The organism is uncultured Cellulomonas sp. (assembly GCF_963527515.1).
Taxonomy (GTDB): Bacteria; Actinomycetota; Actinomycetes; order Actinomycetales; family Cellulomonadaceae; genus Cellulomonas.
In genome coordinates this window covers 38,600-54,816 of record NZ_CAURTV010000014.1, presented here as the reverse complement: position 1 = coordinate 54,816, position 16,217 = coordinate 38,600, and the positions used below count along the sequence as shown (strand labels likewise).

Sequence of the window (16,217 nt, the reverse complement as noted above, 5' to 3'; positions counted from 1 at the left end):
TCCCGACCCCGTGGCCGCGGCGCTCCCGACCCCCGCCCCGGACGGCGAGGAGTCCTGGGTGGCCGAGGTCTGGGTGGACCCCGACTGGTACGCCGCGCAGAAGCCCGAGGACCCCATGCCGTCGGCCGGTCTTCCCGGCTTGGTGCCCCTGCGCGAGCGCAGCCTGCTCGTCGGCCGCCCGTCCGCGTCCCGCAACATCCACCCCGCGGTCGACTGCGGGACGGACTCCGGGGTGTCGCGCCGGCACTGCCAGCTCAACACCGACGGCCAGCGCTGGTGGGTGGAGGACCTGCAGTCCGCCAACGGCACCTACGTGGCGCGCGCGGGCGACCCGCTGCCGACCACCCCGATCCCCGCGGGCCAGCGCCGCGAGATCGAGGACGGCGACCGCCTGTACCTCGGGGCATGGACCCGCATCGTGATCCGGACGGCCCTTCCCGGGGAGGTTTAGGCCCGCGCCCGGGCCCTCCAGTGCTAACTTCCGAAGCACGCCAGGTTCGGGCAATGACGCCCCGGCCGAGCTTCGGGGGGTGTGATGGCCGACCGGTCCGACGGACGCATCGCGGTGCGGGTGCTCGTCATCGCGATGCTCGGATTCCTGGTCAACTTCTGGGCGTGGGCGCTGATCAGCCCTCTCGCCAACTCGTACGGCAAGGAGCTGGGCCTCACGGGGGTCCAGCAGTCGGTGCTGGTCGCGGTCCCGGTCATCGTGGGGTCCCTCGGCCGCATCCCGGTCGGCGCGCTGACCGACCGGTTCGGCTCGCGGCGGATGTTCCCGACGGTCACGGTCCTGACGATCCTGCCGGTGCTCTTCATCGGGTTCGTCGCGGAGACGTACGTGGCGATGCTCGTCGGCGGGTTCTTCCTCGGGCTCGGCGGCACCGCGTTCGCGATCGGGGTGCCGGCGGTCAACCAGTGGTTCGCGCCCGCGCGTCGGGGGACCGCGCTGGGGCTGTTCGGGCTGGGCATGGGCGGCACCGCGATCTCGGCGTTCACCACGGTGCGGATCGCGGACGCGTACGGACGCGAGGCGCCGTTCGTGCTCGTCGCGTGCGTGCTCGCGGTCTACGCCGTCGCCTCGGGGCTGCTGCTGCGGGACAAGCCCGACCGACCGGTCCCGCAGGGCTCGTTCCTCTCCCGCACCTGGGCGACCGCCCGCATCCCGGCGACCGGGCAGCTGTCCCTGCTGTACGCGCTGGGGTTCGGCGGCTTCGTCGCGTTCAGCGTCTACCTGCCCACCTACCTGGTGAACGCGTACGACCTCACCGCCGCCGACGCCGCCGCCCGGACTGCGGGGTTCGTCGTGCTCGCGGTGGCCATGCGCCCGGTCGGCGGCACGCTCTCCGACCGGGTGGGCCCCGTGCCGGTGCTGCTCGCGGCCTTCGTCGTCACCGGCGCCCTGGCGCTCGTCGCGGCCCTCGAGCTGCCGCTGGTCCCGCTGGCCACGGTCGCGTTCCTCGGCCTGGCCGCGGCGCTCGGTGCCTCCTCCGGCGCAGTGTTCGCCCTGGTCGCGCAGGTGGCGCCGCAGGACAAGGTCGGCGCGGTGACGGGCATCGTCGGCGCCGCGGGCGGCCTCGGCGGTTTCTTCCCGCCGCTCGTGATGGGAGCCGTCTTCGACCTGGTCGGCGACTACAGCCTGGGCTACGTGCTGCTGGCCGTCAGCGCGTTCGCCGTCGCCTGGTTCACCCGGGGTCCGGTCCGCCGGGCCGCCCGCGCACGTGCGGCCGCCACGACCATCAGCTAGGGAGCAGCCATGGCCGGACTGGACGAGGGCGTCGTCGAGGCGCTGCTCAAGACGCGCCGGTTCCTGCGCAAGAACGAGGTGTCGGCGGACCTGCGCACGCTGCACCAGATCGGCGGGCGCGACGCGGACACGTTCTACCGGGACCGTTGGAGCCACGACAAGGTGGTCCGCTCGACGCACGGCGTGAACTGCACGGGGTCGTGCTCGTGGAAGGTGTTCGTCAAGGACGGCATCATCACGTGGGAGGCCCAGCAGACGGACTACCCGTCGACCGGCCCGGACCGCCCCGAGTACGAGCCGCGGGGCTGCCCGCGTGGCGCCGCGTTCTCCTGGTACACGTACTCGCCCACGCGAGTGCGGTACCCGTACGTCCGCGGCCTGCTGCTGGAGATGTACCGCGAGGCCCGGGCACGGCTCGGCGATCCCGTGCTGGCGTGGGCGGACGTCGTCGGCGATCCCGTCCGGTCCGCGCGGTACAAGGCGGCACGCGGCAAGGGCGGGCTGGTGCGGGCGTCGTGGGCCGAGGCGGTCGAGATGGTGGCCGCCGCGCACGTGCACACGATCAAGGAGCACGGCCCCGACCGGATCGCGGGGTTCTCACCGATCCCGGCGATGTCGATGGTGTCGCACGGGGTCGGCGCCCGGTTCTACGCGCTGCTGGGTGCCCCGATGCTCTCCTTCTACGACTGGTACGCGGACCTGCCGGTGGCCTCCCCGCAGGTGTTCGGTGACCAGACCGACGTGCCCGAGTCGGGGGACTGGTGGGACGCCGGGTACCTGATCATGTGGGGCTCGAACGTGCCCGTGACCCGGACACCCGACGCGCACTGGATGGTCGAGGCGCGGTACCGGGGCCAGAAGGTCGTCGCGGTGTCGCCCGACTACGCGGACAACGTGAAGTTCGCCGACGAGTGGCTCGCCCCGGCGCCCGGCACCGACGGCGCGCTGGCGATGGCGATGGGGCACGTGATCCTGCGCGAGTTCTTCGTCGCGCGGACCACGGCGTACTTCGACAGCTACGTGAAGCAGTTCACCGACCTGCCGTTCCTGATCACGCTGGACCCTGACCCCGACGGAGCCGGGTTCGTGCCCGGCAAGTTCCTCACGGCTGCGGACCTGGGCGAGGTCTCCGAGAACGCGCAGTTCAAGACGGTCCTGCTCGACGAGGCGACCGGGCAGCCCGTCGTACCGAACGGGTCGCTCGGGTTCCGATTCGGCGCCGAGGGGGAGGGTCGCTGGAACCTGGACCTGGCTGACGTGCAGCCGCAGCTCTCGGCAGAGGGACCGGGTTCGGGGACCGCTGCGGTCACCCTCCCGCGGTTCGATGCGGTCGACGGCTCCGCCGGGGCGATCCTGCGGGGCGTCCCGACGCGGCAGGTGGCCGGCCGGACGGTCACCACGGTGTTCGACCTGATGCTCGCGCAGTACGGCGTCGGGCGTCCGGGACTGCCCGGGACGTGGGCCGCCGGGTACGACGACGCCGACTCGCCCTGCACCCCTGCGTGGCAGGAGGCGATCACCGGGGTGCCGGCCGCCAAGGCGGAGAAGATCGGCCGCGAGTTCGCAGCGAACGCGGAGGAGTCCAAGGGCCGGTCCATGATCCTCATGGGCGCCGGCACCAACCACTGGTTCCACGCCGACACGATCTACCGCGCGTTCCTCACGCTCACCGCCCTGTGCGGCACCCAGGGCGTGAACGGCGGCGGGTGGGCGCACTACGTCGGTCAGGAGAAGGTGCGCCCGATCACCGGGTACGGCCTGTACGCCAACGCCCTCGACTGGTCGCGGCCGCCGCGGAACATGATCCAGACCGCGTACTGGTACCTGCACACCGACCAGTTCCGGTACGACCAGTTCGGCGCGGACGCGCTGGCGGCGAGCAAGTCCGGCGGGCTCTGGGCGGGGATGACCACGGCGGACGTGCTCGCGCAGTCGGCGCGGCTGGGGTGGATGCCGTCGTACCCGACCTTCGACCGCAACCCGCTGACGCTCGCGGACGACGTGGCCGCCTCCGGGACCCCGGCCACGGAGTACATCCCCGCTGCGCTCCAGGACGGCTCGCTGCGGTTCGCCGGCGAGGACCCCGACGCGCCCGAGAACTTCCCGCGCGTGCTGACCATCTGGCGGTCCAACCTGCTGGGCAGCTCCGCCAAGGGCAACGAGTACTTCCTCGAGCACCTGCTGGGCACCGACTCGTCCCTGCGCGCCGAGGAGGCGCCGCCCGAGCACCGGCCCCGGGACGTGGTCTGGCGGGACGAGGCACCCCGCGGCAAGCTCGACCTCCTGCTCACCCTCGACTTCCGGATGACGTCGACCACGGTGTTCTCCGACGTCGTCCTGCCGGCGGCCACCTGGTACGAGAAGTACGACCTGAGCAGCACCGACATGCACCCGTTCGTGCACTCGTTCAACCCGGCCATCTCGCCGCCGTGGCAGACCCGCACCGACTTCGACGCGTTCCACGAGATCGCCAAGGCGTTCAGCGCCCTGGCAAGAACCCACCTCGGAGTCCGGCAGGACGTCGTCGCGGTACCCCTGACGCACGACACCCCGGATGCCATGGCGACCCCGTCCGGCATCGTGCGCGACTGGAAGACGGGGGAGTGCGACCCGGTGCCCGGCGTGACGATGCCCAAGCTGGTGGTGGTCGAGCGGGACTACCCGGCCGTGGCCGACAAGCTGGGGGCGCTCGGTCCGCTGGCGTCGTCGCTCGGCGCGACCACCAAGGGCATCACGTTCGACCTGACCAAGCCCATCGAGTACCTGGGCAAGAAGAACGGGCTGGTGCGCGGGGGAGCGGGCGACGGACGGCCGTCGCTGCAGCGGGACGTGCACGTGTGCGAGGCGATCCTGGCGATGTCCGGCACCACCAACGGGCACCTGGCCACCGAGGGGTTCCACACGCTCGAGAAGCGCACCGGCCGCAGGCTCGCGGACCTGGCGGCCGAGCACGAGGGCAAGCAGGTGACGTTCGCGGACACGCAGGCCGCCCCGACGCCGGTCATCACGTCCCCCGAGTGGTCCGGCTCCGAGTCGGGCGGCCGGCGCTACTCGCCGTTCACCATCAACGTCGAACGGCTCAAGCCCTGGCACACCCTCACGGGGCGCCAGCACTTCTTCCTCGACCACGACTGGATGACCGAGCTCGGGGAGAACCTGCCGGTCTTCCGCCCGCCCCTGAACATGGCTGCCCTGTTCGGGGAGCCGCAGATCGGGACCAACGGGGAGCTCGGCATCGCGGTGCGGTACCTGACCCCGCACAACAAGTGGTCCATCCACTCCGAGTACCAGGACAACCTGCTGATGCTCAGCCTGTCGCGCGGCGGGCCGGGCATCTGGATGAGCCAGAAGGACGCCGACAAGATCGGCGTCGCCGACAACGACTGGATCGAGGCGGTCAACCGCAACGGCGTCGTCGTCGCCCGCGCGATCGTCTCCCACCGGATGCCCGAGGGCACGGTCTACATGCACCACGCGCAGGACCGGCTCATCGACGTCCCGCGGTCGCAGACGTCCGGCAAGCGCGGTGGCATCCACAACTCGCTGACCCGCATCCTCATGAAACCCAGCCACCTCATCGGCGGCTACGCCCAGCTGACCTTCGCGTTCAACTACCTCGGCCCGACGGGCAACCAGCGCGACGAAGTGACAGTCATCCGCCGGCGCTCGCAGGAGGTGCAGTACTGATGCGGATCATGGCGCAGATGTCGATGGTGATGAACCTCGACAAGTGCATCGGCTGCCACACGTGCTCGGTGACCTGCAAGCAGGCGTGGACCAACCGAGCCGGCACCGAGTATGTGTGGTTCAACAACGTGGAGACGCGTCCGGGACAGGGCTACCCCAGGACGTACCAGGACCAGGAGCGCTGGCAGGGCGGCTGGAAGCTCAACAAGCGCGGCCGGCTCAAGCTGCGGGCCGGCGGTCGGCTGAAGAACCTGGCGACGATCTTCGTCAGCCCCAAGATGCCGTCGCTCGACGACTACTACGAGCCGTGGACGTACGACTACGAGACCCTGACCACCGCGCCGCTGCAGGAGCACACGCCGGTGGCCCGGCCCCGCTCCCTCATCAGCGGCGAGCCGATGCAGATCGGGTGGAGCGCCAACTGGGACGACGACCTGGGCGGCAGCGCGGCGACCCTCGCGGGCGACCCGATCCTGGCCAGGGTCTCCACCAAGATCAAGTTCGAGTTCGAGCAGACGTTCATGTTCTACCTGCCACGCATCTGCGAGCACTGCCTCAACCCGTCCTGCGCGGCGTCGTGCCCCTCGGGCGCCATCTACAAGCGCGCCGAGGACGGGATCGTGCTGGTCGACCAGGACCAGTGCAAGGGCTGGCGCAAGTGCGTGACCGGGTGCCCGTACAAGAAGATCTACTTCAACCACCGCACCGGCAAGGCCGAGAAGTGCACGTTCTGCTTCCCGCGCATCGAGGTGGGCCTGCCGACCGTCTGCTCGGAGACGTGCGTCGGCCGCCTGCGCTACCTCGGCCTGGTCCTGTACGACGCCGACAAGGTGCTCGAGGCCGCATCCGTCACCGACGAGCACGACCTGCTGGAGGCGCAGCGCGGGGTGTTCTGCGACCCCAACGACCCCGCGGTGGTCCGGGAGGCCGAGCGCGCGGGCATCCCGCACGACTGGATCGAGGCGGCCCAGCGCTCCCCGATCTGGGCGCTGATCAGCACGTTCAAGGTGGCCCTGCCCCTGCACCCCGAGTACCGGACGATGCCGATGGTCTGGTACATCCCGCCGCTGTCGCCCGTCGTGGACGCGGTCGCGGAGACCGGTGAGGACGCCGAGGCCACGGGCAACCTGTTCGCGGCCATCGACCAGCTGCGCATCCCGGTGGAGTACCTGGCCGAGCTGTTCACCGCGGGGGACACGGTGCCGGTGACGGGGGTGCTGAAGAAGCTCGCCGCGATGCGCTCCTACATGCGGGACATCTCGATGGGTCGCGACGCCGACCCGTCGATCCCCGCGGCCGTCGGCATGACCGAGCGGGAGATGCTCGACATGTACCGCCTGCTGGCCATCGCCAAGTACGACGAGCGGTACGTCATCCCGGCCGCGCACGCGGAGGCCGCGCACGGTCTGGAGGAGATCGCCACCGAGTGCAGCCTCGACTACGACGGCGGGCCCGGCATGGGCGGATCGGGCCCCTTCGGCGAGGGCTCGGGAGCCGGCACCCCGCTGGCCGTGGAGAACTTCCGGGCGCTCAAGGATCGGCAGACGGCCGACGAGGTCACCCCCACCGGAGGGCAGGGCGGCCGCGTGAACCTGCTGAACTGGGACGGCAAGGGCTCCCCGCCCCCCGGACTGTTCCCCCAGCGGAAGGACCCCTCGTGACGCGCGACGACGCCCGCACCCGGGCGCTGATCCACCGGATCGCGGCACTGCTGCTGGAGTACCCGACGGCCGAGCTGGTCGCGCAGGTCCCGGACCTGCGCGCGGTCGCGCCGACGCGGGCCTTCGAGCCCCTGTTCGACCACCTGGAGGCCACGCCGCTCACCGCATTGACCGCGGAGTACGTCGACACCTTCGACCTGCGCCGCAAGATCTGCCTGTACCTGACGTACTACGCCTACGGCGACACCCGGGAGCGCGGCATGGCGCTGCTCGCGTTCAAGCGCGCGTTCCGGGCGTCCGGCCTCGAGATCAGCGCCGACGAGCTGCCCGACCACCTGTGCGTCGTCCTGGAGTTCAGCGCCACCGCCGACGTCGACGCCGGCACCCGCCTGCTGCTCGAGCACCGGGCCGGCCTGGAGCTGCTCCGGCTCGCGCTGGTCGACCGCGGCTCCCCGTGGGCGGCCGCGCTGGCGGCGGTCTGCGCGACGCTGCCGCCGCTGAAGGGTGACGAGCGGGAGGCGGTGGCACGCCTGGCCGCCGAGGGTCCCCCGGGAGAGCAGGTCGGGCTCGAGCCCTACGGCGCGATGGCGGGGATGCCGCGATGAGCGCCGTCCTCCTCTGGGTCGTCATCCCGTACGTGTGCCTCGCGTTCTTCGTCGGCGGGCACGTGTGGCGGTACCGGTACGACAAGTTCGGCTGGACCACGCGCTCGTCGCAGCTGTACGAGAGCAGGCTGCTGCGCTGGGGGAGCCCGCTGTTCCACTTCGGCATCCTCGCGGTGTTCCTGGGGCACGTCATGGGCCTCGGCATCCCGGAGAGCTGGACGTCGGCGGTGGGGATCTCCGAGGAGCTGTACCACGTCATGGCCGTGTCGATCGGCGCCGTGGCCGGGTTCTGCACGCTCGTCGGGCTGAGCCTGCTGATCTACCGCCGCCGCACGGTGGGGCCGGTGTTCAGCGCCACGACGAAGATGGACAAGGTCATGTACCTCTTCCTCGCCCTGGTGATCGTGCTCGGGGTCTGGAACACGATCGCCGGCTCCGTGCTCAACCTCAACGGGCACTACAACTACCGCACGGGCGTGTCCGAGTGGTTCCGGGGCATCTTCCTGTTCCAGCCGAAGCCGGAGCTCATGGCGGACGCGCCGTTCGGGTTCCAGGCGCACGCGATGGTCGCGATGCTCCTGTTCGCGCTCTGGCCGTTCACGCGTCTGGTGCACGTGCTGAGCGTGCCGATCTTCTACCTGTGGCGGCCGTACGTGGTCTACCGCACCCGCTCCGACCGTGCGGGGAGCCGTGCGGTCCGGCCCGGCTGGGACCCGTCGGACGACAGGGTCCGTCGCTAGCCCGTCCTCAGTGCGGCGGGTGCAGCTGTTCGGTCGCCTCGGCCAGCAGCTGCTCCAGCACCGTGTGCCGGTCGAGCGCGCACCGGAGGGCGTGGTCGTCGTGACCGCGGCGGGCGTCGTCCAGCTCGTGGTGCGCGCGGCTGGTGGCCGACGCGAGCTGGAACCAGGTGGCCCCCGCGTGCTCACGCCGCACCCCTGCCTCGACCTCGGGTGCGACCCGGTGGTGCTCCTCGACGAGCGTCATGTCCCCACTCCTTCGTGCTCGCTCCCGTCCATGGTGCGCGCCACCACCGACACGTCCGGCAGCGACACGCGAGCCTTCACAGAGGAGGAGCGCCGAGACGCGCCGGACGGACAATTGCGTTCGCGGGGGTGCCAGCGCCCAGAATTCGCGCCGGTCGTACCTATTCGTCGGCGGCGGGAACAATGCGCTCGGACAATGTCGGCGACCGGTCATTCTTCGGGGCACCATGCGCTCGTCTGCTCCCGCTCCGAGCGGCCAGGGTCGCCTGCGCCGGGGAACGCTGACACGTGTCCAGCAGCCACGATGCGGAGCCGACGCGACCCGTTCCGGACATTCCCGACAGGGCGACAGGGCCGCGGGGACAGCGCATTCCGTCTGCGCCCGTGGCACTCAATGCGCGTCTCGCAGTCACCCGAACGATTCCCGTGGATGTGCCGCCAACCGTTGACTTCGGGCTGTGACCCCGGTTACCGTCCTTGTGAACCATTAGTACACACTCCTTACATATTCGACGCTCCGACGATGGACAGGGGACCGCACGATGGCTTTCGCCAGACACTCCAGCCAGACCCCGGCGGGACGACGACGTCCCGCCCTGATCGCCACGGCCCTCGCCGCGGTCATCACGCTGATCGCCGCGCTGGTCGCGAGCCAGCCGGCGTTCGCCGCAGGCTCGATCAGCGCCACGTTCACCTCCGCCGGCGACTGGGGCAACGGCCACCAGGTCAACGTCAAGGTCACCAACGCCGGGACGACGGTCGTCAACGGCTGGACGATCGAGTTCGACCTCCCGGCCGGGGACACCATCAGCAGCTCGTGGGACGCCGACGTCACGCGCAGCGGCAGCCACTACACGGCCAAGAACAAGAGCTGGGCGGCGACGCTGGCGCCCGGCGCCTCCCTGACGTGGGGCTACGTGGCGACGGGGCCGTTCAAGAGCCCGACGACGTGCAGCATCAACGGCGTGGCCTGTACCGGTGGGACACCCACCAGCACACCGACCCCGACGACCACCACGACCCCGACGCCCACCCCGACGCCGACCACCACCACGCCGCCGCCCCCGGGTGGCAAGAAGCTCGTCGGCTACTTCGCCGAGTGGGGCGTGTACGGCCGCAACTACCACGTGAAGAACATCGAGACGAGCGGCTCGGCGTCCAAGCTGACCCACATCCTCTACGCGTTCGGCAACACGACCGGCGGCCAGTGCTCGATCGGTGACTCGTACGCGGCCTACGACAAGGCGTACACCGCGGCCGACTCGGTCGACGGCGTCGCCGACACGTGGGACCAGCCGCTGCGCGGCAACTTCAACCAGCTGAAGAAGCTCAAGGCCATGCACCCCGGCCTCAAGGTCATCTGGTCGTTCGGTGGCTGGACCTGGTCGTCCGGCTTCACGCAGGCGGCGGCCAACCCGACCGCGTTCGCCAACTCCTGCTACAACCTGCTCAACGACTCCCGCTGGGCCGGCCTCTTCGACGGCATCGACATCGACTGGGAGTACCCGAACGCCTGTGGCCTGTCGTGCGACTCGAGCGGGCCGGCGGCGTTCAACAACGTCATCACCGCGCTGCGCAACAAGTTCGGTACCGGCAAGCTCATCACCGCGGCCATCACGGCCGACGGCAGCAACGGCGGCAAGATCGACGCCGCCGACTACGCCGGTGGGGCGCAGAAGCTCGACTGGATCATGCCGATGTCGTACGACTACTTCGGAGCGTTCAACCCGACGGGTCCGACGGCGCCGCACTCGCCCCTGACCTCCTACGCGGGCATCCCGCAGGCGGGCTTCAACACCGAGGCCGCCGTCGACAAGCTCATCGGCAAGGGGATCCCGGCGAGCAAGATCCTGCTCGGCGTCGGCTTCTACGGCCGCGGCTGGACCGGGGTCTCGCAGACCGCCCCGGGTGGCTCCGCGTCGGGTGCGGCACCCGGCACCTACGAGCAGGGGATCGAGGACTACAAGGTCCTCAAGACCCGGTGCCCGGCCACGGGCACGGTCGGTGGCACCGCGTACGCCAAGTGCGGCTCGGAGTGGTGGGGCTACGACACGCCCGGCACCCTGGCCGGCAAGACGACGTGGGCCAAGAACAAGGGTCTCGGCGGCGCCTTCTTCTGGGAGCTGTCCGGTGACACGTCCAACGGCGAGCTGATCAGCGCGCTGTCCAACGGGCTGCGGTAGCCCCGCACCCGCGACGCCCGGCCGCCACCCCCTCCCCCTGGCGGCCGGGCGTCGCCGTGCCCGCTCTTTCACCCGTGAGGGCGCAGCCGCGCGGTCGTAAACTTGACGGTCGGGTCTTCAACGGTGAAGGCCCGCGCGGCTCAGGGGGTCGTGCGATGAGGCGAGCATTCCTGTCGGTCGTGCTGCTGGTGGGCACGTTCCTGATCGTCCCGGCGTCGCCTGCCACGGCGGCGCCCTACTGCGGCCTGGTGTGGGGGTCGCTGCAGGAGTCGGCACCGGGCCTCGCGCAGGCGGGGGTGGCCGGCGTCCGGACCGGCCGGCACGCGTGCTACGACCGGTTCGTCGTCGACATCGGCGGCGACGTCGGCGGCTACACGGTGCGCTACGTCGACGAGGTGACCCAGGACGCCTCGGGCTACGTGATCCCGACGCGGGGCGGCGCGTCCCTGCAGGTCACGGTGAACAACCCGACCCTGGACTACGTCCTCTACCCGTACTTCTTCATCGACGACTCCGCCGAGATGTCGGAAGTGACGGGCTACCGGACGTTCCGGCAGGTGGTCTACGCGGGGACGTTCGAGGGCTACACGAGCCTGGGCATCGGCGTGCGCGCGCGGCTGCCGTTCCGCGTGCTCACCCTGGACGGGCCCGGCACGTCGTCGCGGCTGGTGGTGGACGTCGCCCACCGCTGGTGACCACTTTCACCCGTTATGTCAGGCGAGCGCGGCCGTAAACTGGACGATCGGGTCTTCATCGGTGAAGCCCGGGCGACGTAGGGGGTCGTGCGATGAAGCGTGCATTCCTGTCGGTCGTGCTGCTGGTGGGCACGTTCCTGGTCCTCCCGGCGTCGCCTGCCACGGCCGCGCCCTACTGCGGCCTGGTGTGGGGCTCGCTCGCGGAGTCGGCGCCGGGCATGTCCCAGGCGCCGGTGGAGAACGTCCGCACCGGCCGGCACACCTGCTACGACCGGCTCGTCATCGACGTCCGCGGGGACGTGGGCGGGTACACCGTGGCCTACGTGCCGCAGGTGCTCCAGGACGGCTCCGGGTTCCCCATCGCGACGCGTGGCGGCGCCGCGCTCCAGATCGCGGTGAACGACCCGGCGTACACGCACAACTACGTGCCGACGTACTACCCGGCGAACGAGCTCGAGCTGACGGACGTCGCGGGCTACCGGACGTTCCGCCAGGTCGTGTACGCGGGCTCGTACGAGGGGTACACGAGCATCGGGCTCGGTGTGCGTGCGCGGCTGCCGTTCCGCGTCTTCGTCCTCGACGGGCCGGGCACCAGCTCCCGGGTGGTGGTGGACGTCGCCCACCGCTGGTGACCTGAGCGCGGGTCCTGCGCGCGCCGTCCCCGTCTGCCGGGGTTAGGGTCCGGCCATGTCGCGCGGCGCGATGCAGGACGTCGAGCTCGACGAGGTGGCCGGGCCGTCCGCGCCTGCCCCCGAGCCGCCCGCGGCGCGCACGGGCGCCTGGCGGTGGGTCGCGGGGGCGGTCGTCGCGGGGGTCGCGGTGCTGGCTGGGACGCAGGTGGTCCTCGACGTCCGGGAGCGTGCGGCGTCGGCCCGGCTGGCAGCCACCCCGGGCGTCGTCCGGGCGATCGGCGCCGACGTCACGGTCCTGTGGCGGCCGGACCCCGCGGCGACGAGCGTGCTCATGCAGGGCATCGAGGTCGGCGGCGCCGTGCTCGGCCTGTCCGTCGACGACGACGGGTCCCAGTCCTTCGTCGCGCTCGACCAGCGCACTGGGGAGCGGCGGTTCTCGACGCTGCTGGTCGGGGCCGACCCGGCCCGGGCGCGGTCGCTGGACCGGTCGGCGGCAGGCACGTGCGTGCCCGTCCCGGCGGACGAGGGCGAACCCCGGCAGGCGGCGTGCCTGGTGAGCGACGGGTTCGTGCAGTACGGGGACGAGGGAGTCGAGACCCGCAAGCCCGCGACGAGCACCCGCGTGGTGCTCCTCGACACCGCCGACGGCCACGTGGTCGCCGACCTGTCCGCACCCGGCGTGACCACGCTCGCCGCGCTGCCGGGGCTCGCAGTCGTGGGGGTGCCCGGCCGGGACGGCCGGACCGAGGTGACCGGCCGGGACCTCCGCACCGGTGACGTGCGCTGGCGGTTCGACCCGCCGCTGGCGGGCGCCGACCGGAGGGCGTTCGCCGGCGAGGTGCGCCTGTTCGCGGTCGACGGGCTGGTCGGCGTCACGATCCCCGGGTGGACCGCCACGGTGCTCTCGCCCTCGGGGCAGGTGCTCCGCGTCAGCCGGCCCGGGAACGCGGACCACGTGGTCGACGCCGTCGCCGGCCGCGCCGTCCTGCTGTACAGCAGCGGCTCGGGCGGGCTGTGGTCCACGCTGGTCGAGCGGGGACGTGCGGACGTCGAGCTGCCCGGTGAGGTGCTGCCGTTCACGGTCGACGACGGGAGCGTGCCGGGCCTGGTGCTCACCTCCGGCGGGAACGTGCGCGGGTGGGACAGGTCCACCGGTGACGCACGCTGGAAGTCCGACGTCGTCGCGTCGGTGAACGCCCTGGTCCTGCGGGGGCGGGTGTACCTGAGCACGCAGGCCGGGGTCGTCGCGCTCGACGGCAGGTCCGGGGACGTGGTCTGGCGGGGGGTCACCGCCGAGGGGAACGTGCCGGGGTTCCTGGTCACGGACGGCGAGCTCCTGGTCGCCGCCGACCAGCCCGTCGGCGGCGGACCCCGCAGCGAGCTCGTCGCCTACGCCCTGGACGACGGGCGGACCGTCTGGCGTGTCCCGCTCCCGGACGGGCTGCGGTCGAGCGTCGCGGTCGGGCACCTGTTCCTGGGCTGGGGCGACGACGGGCGCCTGGCCGTGCTCGGCTGACCAGCAGGAACGAGTAGGGTCCCGCCATGGCGCGGCGTGGCGGGATGCAGGAGGTCGAGCTGCTCGACGGCGGCGAGCCCTCCATCGACGAGGTCGGGGCGCCCGTGCGGCGCCGCCACGGTCGCCGCTGGATCGTCGTCGGCGTCGCGGCGGTCGCGCTCTCGCTCGTCGCGACGCAGTGGGTGGTCGACGCCCGCGAGAGGGCGGCCGTCGCCCGGCTCGCCGCCGTCCCGGGGGTGCTGCCGGCGTTCGGGGACGAGCTGACCGTGGCGCGCACGATCACGCGGGCCGACGTCTACGCGCTCTGGGGCGGGATCACGGCCGCGGGCGGCGTGAGCGCCAGCCTCGACGTCGCCGCCGACGGGTCACAGGCGTTCGTCGGGGTCGACAAGGACTCCGGCGAGACGCTCTGGTCCACGCCCCTGCTGGGGCCGAATGCCGAGCGTGCCGGGTCGCTCGAGAACAGCTTCGGCAGCGGCTGCCAGTCGGACGCCGGTCCGGAGGAGGTGGCGACGGTCGCGGTGTGCCTGGTGACCGACGGTTTCACGCGCTACGCGACCGCCGAGGACAGCGCCGGGGGCGACGAGCGCGTGCCGGCGACGACCACCCGGGCGATGGTGCTCGACCCCGCGGACGGGCGGGTGCTGTCCGAGCGTGCCGTCGAGCCCGACGCGCAGCTGGCCGTGCTGAACGGGCTCCTGCTGGTGGGCACGCGGGACGCGGAGCGCCTGGAGGTCGTCGCGTACGACCTGGACACCGGCGACGAGCGGTGGACGTACGACGACGCCCGCGCGCGCCTCGACGAGACCGGCGACGCGCAGGGCTCGCAGTACTGGGGCTTCATGCGTGCGGGGGATGTCGTCGTCTACTCCATCGGGAGCAGCCTCGGCCTGCTGTCCGCGTCGGGAGAGTCCGTCCGAGAGGACCTGTGGTCGACGTCCGGCGACGAGTACGGCGGTGGGTACATGACCGACGCCGTGACGGGCAACCTCGTCCTCCAGGACTACGCCACCACGGGGGTCCAGTCCACGACGCTGCTCGCGGCGGACGGGCACCCCGACGCCGACGTGCTGCTCGAGGGAGGGCTGCTCGGCTCCGTCGTCGACGACGGAAGCGTGCCGGGCCTCGTGCTGACCTCGTCCGACCAGCTGCACGCGTGGGACCGGCGGACCGGGGACCCCCGGTGGGAGGCCGAGCTCCAGTCCACCGGGTCCGCGCTGGTCGTGCGCGGAAGGGTGTACCTCACGACCAGCACCGGGATCGCCGCGCTCGACGGGCGCACGGGAGCGGTCGTCTGGACGCAGGACCTGCCCTCGTCGTCGATCGGCGCGCTGGCCACCGACGGGCGCGACCTGCTGCTCTCGACGGCGTTCGACGGTGGCCAGGACGGCGCCGAGCAGCTCGGCGCCGACGCGACCCGCAAGGGGATGACCGGCTACGACCTGGCCACCGGGGACCAGACCCGCTTCGTCCCGTACCCCGAGGACGTGTTCGACGTGCAGGTCTACGGCGAGATGATCATCGGCTGGTCGCCCACCTCGGACGACACCTACCTGCTGGAGTGAGCGCTCAGCGCAGGGCGTCGATCGCCGCCATCTGCTCCTCGGTGAGCTCGAACCCCAGGATGTCCAGGTTGGTGGCGATGCGCTCCTGCCGGGTCGACTTCGGGATGACCACGACGTCGTGCTGCACGTGCCAGCGCAGCACGACCTGCGCGGGGGTGACGCCGTGCGCCTGCGCCGCGGACACCAGGGCGGGGGAGTCCAGGCTGGTGCGCTTGAGCGGGCTGTAGCCCTCGACGACGACGCCGCGCTCGCGGTGGGCCGCCAGCAGGTCGGGGTCGTGGTCGCGGGGGCTGTACGGGATCTGGTTGACCGCCGGCGCCTCACCCGTCGCCGCGATCAGCTCGTCGAGCTGGGCGATCGAGTAGTTGGAGACGCCGATGGAGCGGACCAGCCCCTCGTCGCGCGCCTCGCGGAACACCTGCCACGTCTCCGGAGAGGCCTGGCGGTTCGGCGGCCAGTGGATGAGCCACAGGTCCACGTGGTCGGTGACCAGCGCCGTGAGCGACTCCGTGAGGGTGCGGCGGGCGCGGTCGGCGTGGTCCGGGGGCAGCTTGGTGGTGACGAACACGTCGTCGCGGTCGATGCCGACGGTGGACAGGGCCCGGCCGACCTCGGCCTCGTTGCCGTACCCGGTGGCCGTGTCGATGTGCCGGTAGCCCAGCTGCAGCGCCGCGCTGACCGCGCGCTCGGCCTCGCCGCCCTCCGACTGCCAGGTGCCCAGCCCGACCACGGGGATCTCGCCGCCAGGCAGGGTCAGGGTGGGGATCGGTGGAGTGATCATGGCCCCCAGTCTCGCCCGGGATCCGTCCAGACGCGATTGCACACGGAACGCAAGTTCTTGCAATCCTCTATTCACTCTTGTCTATCCGTTTGTCCATTCCGTACGGTGTGTCCCGTCCACGCGGCGCCGTGCCCCCTGTCACCACGGAGCCGTCCCGGCTGCGCA

General features: G+C 71.7%; 13 protein-coding genes. 11 read left to right on the top strand and 2 right to left on the bottom strand.

What is annotated here, in order from left to right; all coding sequences use genetic code 11:
• The 6 genes from RYN42_RS06230 to narI all read left to right on the top strand — a co-directional run.
• On the top strand, positions 1–451 hold a 451-nt coding region (locus tag RYN42_RS06230), incomplete at its 5' end, for an FHA domain-containing protein (protein ID WP_315094670.1).
• Between the two features lie 84 nt (positions 452–535).
• Positions 536–1,744, top strand: coding sequence for an MFS transporter (locus RYN42_RS06225; protein ID WP_315094669.1), 1,209 nt, complete (start codon positions 536–538; stop codon positions 1,742–1,744).
• A 9-nt stretch (positions 1,745–1,753) separates the two neighbouring features.
• Positions 1,754–5,431, top strand: coding sequence for a nitrate reductase subunit alpha (locus RYN42_RS06220; RefSeq protein WP_315094667.1), 3,678 nt, complete (start codon positions 1,754–1,756; stop codon positions 5,429–5,431).
• Complete coding sequence (narH, locus tag RYN42_RS06215; protein ID WP_315094666.1) at positions 5,431–7,092, top strand: nitrate reductase subunit beta; 1,662 nt, start codon at positions 5,431–5,433, stop codon at positions 7,090–7,092. The genes RYN42_RS06220 and narH overlap by 1 nt, the downstream gene beginning before the upstream one ends.
• Positions 7,089–7,697, top strand: a complete 609-nt coding sequence (gene narJ / locus RYN42_RS06210) for a nitrate reductase molybdenum cofactor assembly chaperone (protein ID WP_315094665.1) — start codon at positions 7,089–7,091, stop codon at positions 7,695–7,697. Before narH ends, narJ begins: the two co-directional genes overlap by 4 nt.
• A complete protein-coding gene (gene narI / locus RYN42_RS06205) occupies positions 7,694–8,437 on the top strand; it encodes a respiratory nitrate reductase subunit gamma (protein WP_315094664.1) in 744 nt (247 codons plus the stop codon). The genes narJ and narI overlap by 4 nt, the downstream gene beginning before the upstream one ends.
• A gap of 7 nt (positions 8,438–8,444) precedes the next feature.
• On the opposite strand, the gene RYN42_RS06200 is transcribed toward narI, so the two are convergent.
• Positions 8,445–8,681: a hypothetical protein gene (locus RYN42_RS06200; RefSeq protein WP_315094662.1), complete on the bottom strand. Its 237-nt coding sequence runs from the start codon at positions 8,679–8,681 to the stop codon at positions 8,445–8,447.
• A gap of 541 nt (positions 8,682–9,222) precedes the next feature.
• Between RYN42_RS06200 and RYN42_RS06195 the strand changes: the two genes are divergently transcribed.
• The 5 genes from RYN42_RS06195 (at position 9,223) to RYN42_RS06175 (ending at position 15,271) form a co-directional block, all read left to right on the top strand.
• Positions 9,223–10,863, top strand: a complete 1,641-nt coding sequence (locus RYN42_RS06195) for a glycosyl hydrolase family 18 protein (protein WP_315094660.1) — start codon at positions 9,223–9,225, stop codon at positions 10,861–10,863.
• A gap of 155 nt (positions 10,864–11,018) precedes the next feature.
• Positions 11,019–11,558 carry a hypothetical protein gene (locus tag RYN42_RS06190; RefSeq protein ID WP_315094657.1) on the top strand — a complete coding sequence of 180 codons (540 nt, stop codon included), beginning with the start codon at positions 11,019–11,021 and terminating at the stop codon, positions 11,556–11,558.
• Between the two features lie 92 nt (positions 11,559–11,650).
• Positions 11,651–12,190: a hypothetical protein gene (locus tag RYN42_RS06185; RefSeq protein ID WP_315094656.1), complete on the top strand. Its 540-nt coding sequence runs from the start codon at positions 11,651–11,653 to the stop codon at positions 12,188–12,190.
• Between the two features lie 55 nt (positions 12,191–12,245).
• The gene (locus RYN42_RS06180; RefSeq protein ID WP_315094654.1) at positions 12,246–13,706 is read left to right on the top strand and encodes a PQQ-binding-like beta-propeller repeat protein; all 1,461 of its coding nucleotides are present in this window, start codon (positions 12,246–12,248) and stop codon (positions 13,704–13,706) included.
• A gap of 26 nt (positions 13,707–13,732) precedes the next feature.
• Positions 13,733–15,271 carry a PQQ-binding-like beta-propeller repeat protein gene (locus tag RYN42_RS06175; protein WP_315094653.1) on the top strand — a complete coding sequence of 513 codons (1,539 nt, stop codon included), beginning with the start codon at positions 13,733–13,735 and terminating at the stop codon, positions 15,269–15,271.
• A 4-nt stretch (positions 15,272–15,275) separates the two neighbouring features.
• On the opposite strand, the gene RYN42_RS06170 is transcribed toward RYN42_RS06175, so the two are convergent.
• A complete protein-coding gene (locus RYN42_RS06170) occupies positions 15,276–16,052 on the bottom strand; it encodes an aldo/keto reductase (RefSeq protein ID WP_315094651.1) in 777 nt (258 codons plus the stop codon).
• Between the last annotated feature and the right edge of the window lie 165 nt (positions 16,053–16,217).

Bases quoted from the DNA above. Each gene is read 5' to 3' on its own strand.
- narI (WP_315094664.1), top strand. From the start codon at position 7,694: ATGAGCGCCGTCCTCCTCTGGGTCGTCATCCCGTACGTGTGCCTCGCG.
- RYN42_RS06225 (WP_315094669.1), top strand. From the start codon at position 536: ATGGCCGACCGGTCCGACGGACGCATCGCGGTGCGGGTGCTCGTCATC.
- narH (WP_315094666.1), top strand. From the start codon at position 5,431: ATGCGGATCATGGCGCAGATGTCGATGGTGATGAACCTCGACAAGTGC.
- RYN42_RS06200 (WP_315094662.1), bottom strand. From the start codon at position 8,681: ATGACGCTCGTCGAGGAGCACCACCGGGTCGCACCCGAGGTCGAGGCA.
- RYN42_RS06170 (WP_315094651.1), bottom strand. From the start codon at position 16,052: ATGATCACTCCACCGATCCCCACCCTGACCCTGCCTGGCGGCGAGATC.
- RYN42_RS06220 (WP_315094667.1), top strand. From the start codon at position 1,754: ATGGCCGGACTGGACGAGGGCGTCGTCGAGGCGCTGCTCAAGACGCGC.
- RYN42_RS06180 (WP_315094654.1), top strand. From the start codon at position 12,246: ATGTCGCGCGGCGCGATGCAGGACGTCGAGCTCGACGAGGTGGCCGGG.
- RYN42_RS06175 (WP_315094653.1), top strand. From the start codon at position 13,733: ATGGCGCGGCGTGGCGGGATGCAGGAGGTCGAGCTGCTCGACGGCGGC.
- RYN42_RS06185 (WP_315094656.1), top strand. From the start codon at position 11,651: ATGAAGCGTGCATTCCTGTCGGTCGTGCTGCTGGTGGGCACGTTCCTG.
- RYN42_RS06190 (WP_315094657.1), top strand. From the start codon at position 11,019: ATGAGGCGAGCATTCCTGTCGGTCGTGCTGCTGGTGGGCACGTTCCTG.
- RYN42_RS06195 (WP_315094660.1), top strand. From the start codon at position 9,223: ATGGCTTTCGCCAGACACTCCAGCCAGACCCCGGCGGGACGACGACGT.